Source organism: Terriglobales bacterium (assembly GCA_035764005.1).
Lineage (GTDB): Bacteria > Acidobacteriota > Terriglobia > Terriglobales > Acidobacteriaceae > Gp1-AA112.
On record DASTZZ010000019.1, the window covers coordinates 201,497 to 208,914 of the forward strand.

Annotated in this window: 9 protein-coding genes; 3 read left to right on the forward strand and 6 right to left on the reverse strand. The window is 55.7% G+C overall.

The annotated features are described in order from the left end of the window. Positions 1-16: 16 nt before the first annotated feature. The 3 genes from VFU50_03245 to VFU50_03255 all read left to right on the forward strand — a co-directional run bounded on the left by VFU50_03245 (position 17) and on the right by VFU50_03255 (position 2,901). The gene (locus tag VFU50_03245; protein HEU5231851.1) at positions 17-1,729 is read left to right on the forward strand and encodes an electron transfer flavoprotein-ubiquinone oxidoreductase; all 1,713 of its coding nucleotides are present in this window, start codon (positions 17-19) and stop codon (positions 1,727-1,729) included. Positions 1,730-1,783: 54 nt separating this feature from the next. Then, positions 1,784-2,164, forward strand: coding sequence for a four helix bundle protein (locus VFU50_03250; protein HEU5231852.1), 381 nt, complete (start codon positions 1,784-1,786; stop codon positions 2,162-2,164). A gap of 242 nt (positions 2,165-2,406) precedes the next feature. Further along, positions 2,407-2,901, forward strand: coding sequence for a hypothetical protein (locus VFU50_03255; GenBank protein ID HEU5231853.1), 495 nt, complete (start codon positions 2,407-2,409; stop codon positions 2,899-2,901). A gap of 6 nt (positions 2,902-2,907) precedes the next feature. Here VFU50_03255 and VFU50_03260 read toward each other — a convergent pair whose 3' ends face one another. The 6 genes from VFU50_03260 to VFU50_03285 form a co-directional block, all read right to left on the reverse strand. Beyond that, positions 2,908-3,408 carry a hypothetical protein gene (locus VFU50_03260; protein ID HEU5231854.1) on the reverse strand — a complete coding sequence of 167 codons (501 nt, stop codon included), beginning with the start codon at positions 3,406-3,408 and terminating at the stop codon, positions 2,908-2,910. Continuing rightward, a complete protein-coding gene (locus VFU50_03265; protein HEU5231855.1) occupies positions 3,408-4,166 on the reverse strand; it encodes a hypothetical protein in 759 nt (252 codons plus the stop codon). The genes VFU50_03260 and VFU50_03265 overlap by 1 nt, the downstream gene beginning before the upstream one ends. A 255-nt stretch (positions 4,167-4,421) precedes the next feature. Then, complete coding sequence (locus VFU50_03270) at positions 4,422-4,568, reverse strand: hypothetical protein (GenBank protein HEU5231856.1); 147 nt, start codon at positions 4,566-4,568, stop codon at positions 4,422-4,424. 220 nt (positions 4,569-4,788) lie between these two features. Further along, positions 4,789-5,601 carry a helix-turn-helix transcriptional regulator gene (locus tag VFU50_03275; GenBank protein HEU5231857.1) on the reverse strand — a complete coding sequence of 271 codons (813 nt, stop codon included), beginning with the start codon at positions 5,599-5,601 and terminating at the stop codon, positions 4,789-4,791. Positions 5,602-5,781: 180 nt separating this feature from the next. Further along, complete coding sequence (locus VFU50_03280; GenBank protein HEU5231858.1) at positions 5,782-6,369, reverse strand: DUF1772 domain-containing protein; 588 nt, start codon at positions 6,367-6,369, stop codon at positions 5,782-5,784. Then, positions 6,339-6,803 (reverse strand): cupin domain-containing protein, encoded by a 465-nt coding sequence (locus VFU50_03285; GenBank protein HEU5231859.1) that lies wholly within the window; start codon positions 6,801-6,803, stop codon positions 6,339-6,341. Before VFU50_03285 ends, VFU50_03280 begins: the two co-directional genes overlap by 31 nt. Positions 6,804-7,418: the final 615 nt, after the last annotated feature.

Below are 7,418 nucleotides of genomic sequence, written 5' to 3' on the forward strand. Positions count from 1 at the left end.
TTTCAAAAAATAACAAATGATTTTTCGAACCCCGCTTCCCCATGTAGATCGTCCGCAGATGGAAGCTGATGTAGTCATCGTGGGCGGTGGACCAGCGGGAATGGCCTGCGCGCTGCGGCTGTCTCAATTAATTGATCAGCACAATTCATCCAATCCTGACGCGCAACTCAGCAAAGAGAATATATATGTCCTCGAAAAAGCCCGCGAAGTAGGACAACACTGTTTGTCCGGTGCGCTTCTTGATCCGCGTTCCATGCGTGAGCTTCTACCAGGCTTTGAGAAGGAAGCTCCGCTGGATGCCGAAGTGGGAAAAGAAGCTGTTTATTTTCTAACTGAGAAATCGAAGTTCAAGTTTCCCATCACGCCTCCGCCGATGCGCGATCACGGCAATTACGTGATCTCAATCAACAAATTCGTCAAATGGCTCGGTGCGAAGGTCGAACAGGCAGGTATCACTGTTTTTACCGGCTTTGCCGGATCGGAGTTGCTGGTCGAAGACAATCGTGTGATCGGCGTGCGCACCGACGACAAGGGCGTGGATAAACAAAATCAGCCAAAGTCGAATTTCGAGCCTGGCTATGACCTCAAAGCGAAGATCACGATCTTGTGCGAAGGGACGCGCGGATCGCTCACGAAACAACTCATAGGCCGATTCAATCTCGATAAGCATCGGAATCCGCAGACTTATGGCGTCGGCGTGAAGGAGCTCTGGGAAGTTCCTTCCGGCCGCATCGCTCCCGGCGAAGTCATCTACACCTTGGGCTGGCCTTTGACCACGCACGAGTACGGCGGCGCCTGGATTTACGGCAGCAAAGACAATATCGTCTCGCTCGGTTTCGTTACGGGACTCGATTACAAAGATCCTCGTCTTGATCCTCACCACGTGATGCAAACATTCAAGACGCATCCGTTCGTTCGTGAATTGCTTCAAGGCGGCAAGATGATTCGCTATGGAGCAAAGTCTTTGCCCTATGGCGGATGGTTTGCGGTTCCGCCGCTCGCGGGCGAGGGATGGATGATCACGGGCGATTCGGCCGGATTCCTTAATTCACAGCGACTCAAAGGAATTCATCTCGCCATTAAGAGCGGCATGCTGGCTGCCGAGACTGCCTACGACGCTTTGCTCGAACAAAATTTCAGCGCTCAGCAGCTCGCGAGCTATCAGACCCGCGTCGAGAAGAGCTGGATTCGCGAGGAACTATGGAAAGTTCGCAACTTCCATCAAGGTTTCGAAAAGGGACTAATCGAAGGAATGTTCCACACCGCGATCCAGCAGATCACCATCGGTCGCGGACTCCATGAGCGCTATGCGGCTCACGCAGGTCACAAGCGGCTCCAGCATATCGGAACTCTTCCTGCCGGCGGCTACGGACGAGAGCACATGCTTGGTCCAGTGAAGGGCGACGGAAAGCTAACGTTCGACAAGCTCACCGACGTCTATCATTCTGGCACCAAGCACGAAGAAGATCAGCCCATTCATCTGGTCATTCACGACACCGACATCTGCAACACGCGCTGCACAGTCGAGTATGGCAACCCCTGCCAGCACTTCTGCCCTGCGAAGGTCTACGAAATGGTCGAAGCCTCCGACGTACCAAGCGGCAAACAAATTCACGTGAACTTCGCCAACTGCGTCCATTGCAAAACTTGCGACATCATGGATCCCTATCAGATCATCACGTGGGTTCCTCCTGAAGGTGGCGGGGGGCCGAACTACGACGGAATGTGAGAAAGGCAGTTTCGGGTTTCGGGTTTCAAGTTTCGGCAAAGCCGGTTCCATACTATGTCGCACTCCTATCGAGATCTCGTTGCTTGGCGGGAGGCAAAGAATCTTGCTGTTGAGGTGTATCGATTATCAGAGAAGTTCCCCAAGCAGGAGATTTATGGCTTAACTTCACAAGTCAGGCGTGCAGCGATATCCGTCGTTTCGAATATCGCCGAAGGCCAGGGGAGGTTGACACAAGGTGAATTCGTTCAATTTCTCGGCCATTCCCGAGGTTCTCTCCTCGAAGTGCTGACGCAATTAGAAATCTCAGTCGAACTCGGCTATTTGAATGGAGAGGATTTTCGAATTCTCGACTCAAAAGCTGCAACCGTTCTGCGCTTGTTAAATGGATTGCTAGCGTCGATGAGAAACAGATCGAAAGCGGCTTCCGCAGAGTGATTTGTTGAGCAACGATGTCATCGTTAAGCCTTGCCGAAACCCGAAACGCTTTTCCCGTATGGCTTTGCCGAAACTTGAAACCTGAAACCCGAAACGCCTTTCTCCGCTGGCTTTGCCGAAACCTGAAACCCGAAACTCGAAACTGCCTTTTGGTAATAGGTGCTTCCCTCGATAGAGGAAAATCGCCGCTCGCGGTAAGCTTGAAGTATCCTCCGAGTTCTACTCCGGACGTCAAGGAAGTCATGCTAGCTTCTCTCCGTCTTTATGCCATCGCCGGTGGGGTTATTGTTGCCGGCGGTGTAACCGCCCTGCATCTCGTAACTCGTAAGAAGAAGACGCCAGAAGACCACGAGCGCGAACGTCGTGAGTATCTCGATCGCGTCGGACGGATCATCGATGGAACCGTGATTGACGTTGTCGAACTGCATCCGGATGCGCCGAATTCGCAGCAGCTCCTCATCTATAACTACGATGTAGCTGGAGTGCAGTATGAAGCGTCGCAGGATGTCACTCATCTGCGACAGCATGTTGATCTTCACAACTGCCGCATAGGCGTGCCTACGTCAGTGAAGTACGACGCGCAGAATCCTGGCAATTCGATCGTCGTCTCGGAACACTGGAGCGGGCTGCACAGCGGTACCCCAATCACTCTCGGAATCGACCGCATGTACACTGGCGAGCGACGCCAGCCGCCACCGCCCACACGCTCGGCCGTCCTTCCTAAGAAAGAAGGCTGATACGCGTTACAGCGCCGCCGAGGGTGTCTGTCCTGATCGCAAGCATCGTTCCGCTGCCGAGTGGAGTCGCTCGTAGCCGCCGGCGATCCGGATTGGCCGGATTTCCAGATTTGGGAGTAGAAATTCTACCCACAGCGCGAGCCAGAACCCGAGGCATAGAAGCCTGATCCGCAGCGCCTCATTTACAACAGATGAAACCTCGCGCTGCGCTGGACTATTTTCGGGAACCCTGGCACGCAACACGCCAATTGTTGCGGCGCAATTGGCCGCAATTGCTTTCACATATTCCTGCGCCGCTCGCACGCGAGCACGTTTCAGTTGCCGATATTCACCTTCGCTGAGATGCTGGCGAAGCACATGATTGTCTTCCAGGGAAAGGACATTGCGAAAGGCTATGACGTCGATTTCCGTCAATTCTGTAGGCGGGGCGACTATAAATCCTCGCAGAATCCAGACCAACGCGAGTCCGGTCATCAGGACTCCGATAACCCAGCATGCCGTCAGCATCAGCGCTCCCAAATCGCATCCGCAGCTTCTTGCGCTGTAAGCAGGCTGGCTGCCGCGTGAGAATCGCCCACACGCAACTCAAATCGCCTCGTATTCAGACGGGGAACGAAGTACAAAGCCCAAATGGCCTTTTCGAATATTCCCGCAAACATGAATGCCCAAAAGACCCAGCGGTTCGCCTGCTTCCCCAGGTGTAGTCGGGTAGCGAGCATCGTCAGCTCAATTGAGCCGTAGAAGGCAAATCCTGCGGCTATGCCGATAGCGTGATGTTTCCAGGGTAATCCGAGCAGCAGCACCGAGATCGATAGCGCTGCTAAGACGCCTAGCCGTACAAAGGATTCAGCCCATTTCAGGACAAGAATGGCAGCGAGCAAGCGGTTGGAATCGCCGTGCGCATCGGCGCCGCTGAAGCATGCAACTGCCAGAAGAGCAATTAGGGAACAAGCAAATATCCAGTCTCCCCAATGCTTCAGTCCAAGCTGTCCGGAGAAGGCTTTCGCGAAGATCTCACGTATGACGAAGAATCCCAGGACACAAACACACAATTCGCTGATCCAATACGAGTAGAAGTATGTGCGATAGTGCGAGTGATCCGTCCCGATAGAAAACAGCACGCCCGTGCGCACGGCTTCCAATAGCAGATACGACCAGAAAACACGATATTCCCGCCAGCTTCCGCGCAGGAGCATCGCAAGGCAGACAAATACTTCGAGCAGTCCGGAAAAGATCCAGACAACATTCTGCAAGGTCCAATGCATGAGATCGTGCCACCATACATCGGACCTTCGAGAAAATCAAAGACTCGGCTTATCCGATCACGCACTGAGGCTGATCGGGAGGACACAACGGAATCGGATCGCCTCCGTCCGCGAATGAAGCAGTTGACAATGTCGTAGCAAGCACGAGAATAGTGGTGGCAATGAGAAGGAACCTTCGCATAGCGCAACTCCTGAAATGGATTTGCGCTGAAGCATTCCTTCATTCGACCGAATAACGTGCACTCAGACGAAAAATTAACGATTACGGAATTCGTAACACGGGGTGTGCGTCTTTCCGCTCTTGAAGATCTCAAAACTCGAACGCTGCCCAGGATTCACGGACTCCTGGCCAAGCTTCTTTATGTGGCGGAATTGCGCGATGACGATGGCAGTTATCAGCATTGGGGACACGCGCGGGTCCACGGCGAAACCGCGAGCCAAGCCGCTCTCGCACGCATCCACGCCGAGCTTTATGCGCAGTTGCTACGCACTCCGATTCCCGATCTGGTAGTTGGCGGATCCGAAGAGAGCTTCCGCGACTGGCAGCGGCAGGTCGCGCGCTTGTTGGAAATCAAGTCGAAGGTGGTCCCAGTCGACTCAAACAACTGGTCCACATTGCACTTCAATTCAGTCGTGCTGGCACTTCGGATGTTGAGTGCTGCGGATACGGGCTCCAGTCGCCCAGCCGCATCGCAACCCCCACCACCTGGCCAATAATTTCGGCCTCCTGCGGCTGCCGAAACACCCTCGGTTTTACCGGCGACAAAGGATGCGGCTGAATGACTAACTGTCCAGCATCGCTCACGTTGCACCATGAGCAGATAAATTCTTCGCGCGTCTCTACGAAATAGATCGGACGCTCGTGCTCAGACCGCCAGCCTTCCTTCAGGATCTCGGTCTTACGCATATCGACTTGGAGAAATGACCCAGGCATCAGCAAGGGATACATCGTGAAATCCTCCGTGCCCACGAACGCGTAGCTGTGCGATCCCCGCCGGAAGCCTTCAATAAACTGCAGCGGAATCACTCCCCAACGCTGGATCATGCGCGCGAGATCCATAGTGCGCCGCACATCGAATGCCGGATCCATGGCCACCGGCAGCATCAGACTGTCCGGATGCGGTACCGAACCGAACGGATGAGTGCGGGGAATCGGCACGATGTTGCCGTCTTGTGGCAAGCCCTCAAGATTGATGTCGTACCAGGAAAAAAGCGTTCGAAAATCGCATCGGTAGACAGCCGCCAGCGAATACATGCGGTAGATGCTCGGTACCAGTCCCTTCGTTTCAATCTCCGCCAACCGGCTGAACGGAATGAAGAACTCCTGGTTCGCGTGCCGCGCCGCAATCTCAGAGCTCGCGGTCTCGACATCGCGCAACGTGAGGCCCAGGGTCTCACGCACATGCCTCAGCTTATTCCCAGCATAAAGACTCATGGCTTTTGGTGTTCGGCATTGTATTACGAGGTGCGAGCGGCGAAAAGCCGTCGCAACCGGAATTTGTGTGGATTTCAGGAATTGGCATTCCCAAAGTGACATCCAACGAGTAGGGAATGTCTGCCTTCCTTGTCACGAAAGCCGGACGATTCTGCCCCGATGCAGGAAGCCCAATTCGCCTCACGAGAAGGTGAGAGCGCGGAGCGAAGCACACCACGCGACGAAGCTGATGACGATCCGGACCCTGCTCCACATCACCCATCGTCCCACGGTCGCCGCGATCGCACTCGCAGACAGACCGGCGCCGTGGCCCAGAAACAGCATGACAAGCGTCGGTCGGAAGTAGAGCAGAGTCATCGCGACGACAGTGAGTTCAGCGACGGCCGAAAAGATCTGCCACTTGCGCCGAGGCTCCGGCGCGATAACACCAAACACCAGCGCCACCACCGAAAGGACCGCGACTATCGATGTCAGGTAAGCCCAGAAATGGATGCCGGCAGTGACCGCCACCCGGCCGTAGGGATTCCCTGCCGCCAGCGTCTCCGGCACCCCCTCGGCCCACAGCGGAACCACGACTCTGGCTTCGTAGATTCCGGCGCCAAGATCCAAACCGAGCGCAATGACGAAGAGCCAAAGAGTGCTCCGAGCTGCGATGTCCTTCACCTTTGCCACGAGCGGGATCGATCCACCGCGCCCGCGCGAATTCACAACGACCGGCTGCTGGATGGTGAAGCCTCCTAAACCGTTTCGACGTCGTATTGCTTCCACAGAGAACTCGCAATCGCCGTCATGTCGGACGGCGTCGGAGGATGGCCGAGCGCTCGCAGCCTACCAACCATATCGACGAAGAAGCGCTCGAACCCTCCGGGCGTGTACGTCGCCAGCCACCGCACTCCGTGTTCATGGCTCGCATTCCACCAGCGAAACGCGACTCCGCGCGGCACGACGACAAGCCCACCGCGCGGCACGCGATGCTCCACGCCATCAAGCTCGATCACGATTTCGCCGTCTTCGATGAGGGCGTACCAGTCCACATTGCTATGTCGGTGCCGAACCGGGGGCGCCTGGAATCCGGGCGGCGCTTGCATCTCGACGACCGAAAACGCGCCGGCGGTGTCCTCAGCTCGAACGCGGATGGACACGCGAGACGCCATAACGTCGAACACTAGACCCTCGCCTTCGCGCTGCACCATCGGTTTCATCGCTGGCCTCCTCATGCCGAGGTTAGCACGGTGATCACGCGAAGCCAGGCCTGAGCGGATCGAAAACCGTCGGGTGATCGACATGCGGAAAGTAATGTTTGGACTTAGATGCGTGGGCTGTGCGGCGACTGCAGGTTGCAATCGCCGACCTCGCGAAACCCTGGGTAAGACGAAGAGAGAATCCCGTACCTTGTTGCCGCAGGCCCCGGGTTCGTAGCCATGCGCGGGTTTCGCGTTGCTCGGGTGAGGCCAAGCGGAGCGCAACGCGCGAAGCGTCAAAAACAGATGTTTTTTTCTGAGCACTTCGCGAAAGCTATGCGCTGGACTTCGGCAGAGTGGAGTCGGATCCCTTCGTTCTACTAACTCAGGGTTCCCCAACAGCAGGTCCACCCCCGCTGTCATATATCGTGCCTGCGGCACTGGCTTCGAGGTTTGGTGGCTCTGGGTCCCGGACCCGAGATCATCCAACGGCCAACTTTCTCCGACCCACTCGCAATCTTGCTAGACACACGCAGCCTTCTTGGGTGAAATGTACGCGATGACTTTGTCTCGCAGCCAGCGTGAATACTTGCTCGTTGTGTGTATCAACGCAGCCGTGCCCGTCATGCTGCTTTG

Coding starts and splice junctions, on each gene's coding strand:
- VFU50_03275 (HEU5231857.1), bottom strand. CDS start 5,601: ATGAGTCTTTATGCTGGGAATAAGCTGAGGCATGTGCGTGAGACCCTG.
- VFU50_03255 (HEU5231853.1), top strand. CDS start 2,407: ATGCTAGCTTCTCTCCGTCTTTATGCCATCGCCGGTGGGGTTATTGTT.
- VFU50_03250 (HEU5231852.1), top strand. CDS start 1,784: ATGTCGCACTCCTATCGAGATCTCGTTGCTTGGCGGGAGGCAAAGAAT.
- VFU50_03245 (HEU5231851.1), top strand. CDS start 17: ATGATTTTTCGAACCCCGCTTCCCCATGTAGATCGTCCGCAGATGGAA.
- VFU50_03285 (HEU5231859.1), bottom strand. CDS start 6,803: ATGAAACCGATGGTGCAGCGCGAAGGCGAGGGTCTAGTGTTCGACGTT.
- VFU50_03265 (HEU5231855.1), bottom strand. CDS start 4,166: ATGCATTGGACCTTGCAGAATGTTGTCTGGATCTTTTCCGGACTGCTC.
- VFU50_03270 (HEU5231856.1), bottom strand. CDS start 4,568: ATGCTGATAACTGCCATCGTCATCGCGCAATTCCGCCACATAAAGAAG.
- VFU50_03260 (HEU5231854.1), bottom strand. CDS start 3,408: ATGCTGACGGCATGCTGGGTTATCGGAGTCCTGATGACCGGACTCGCG.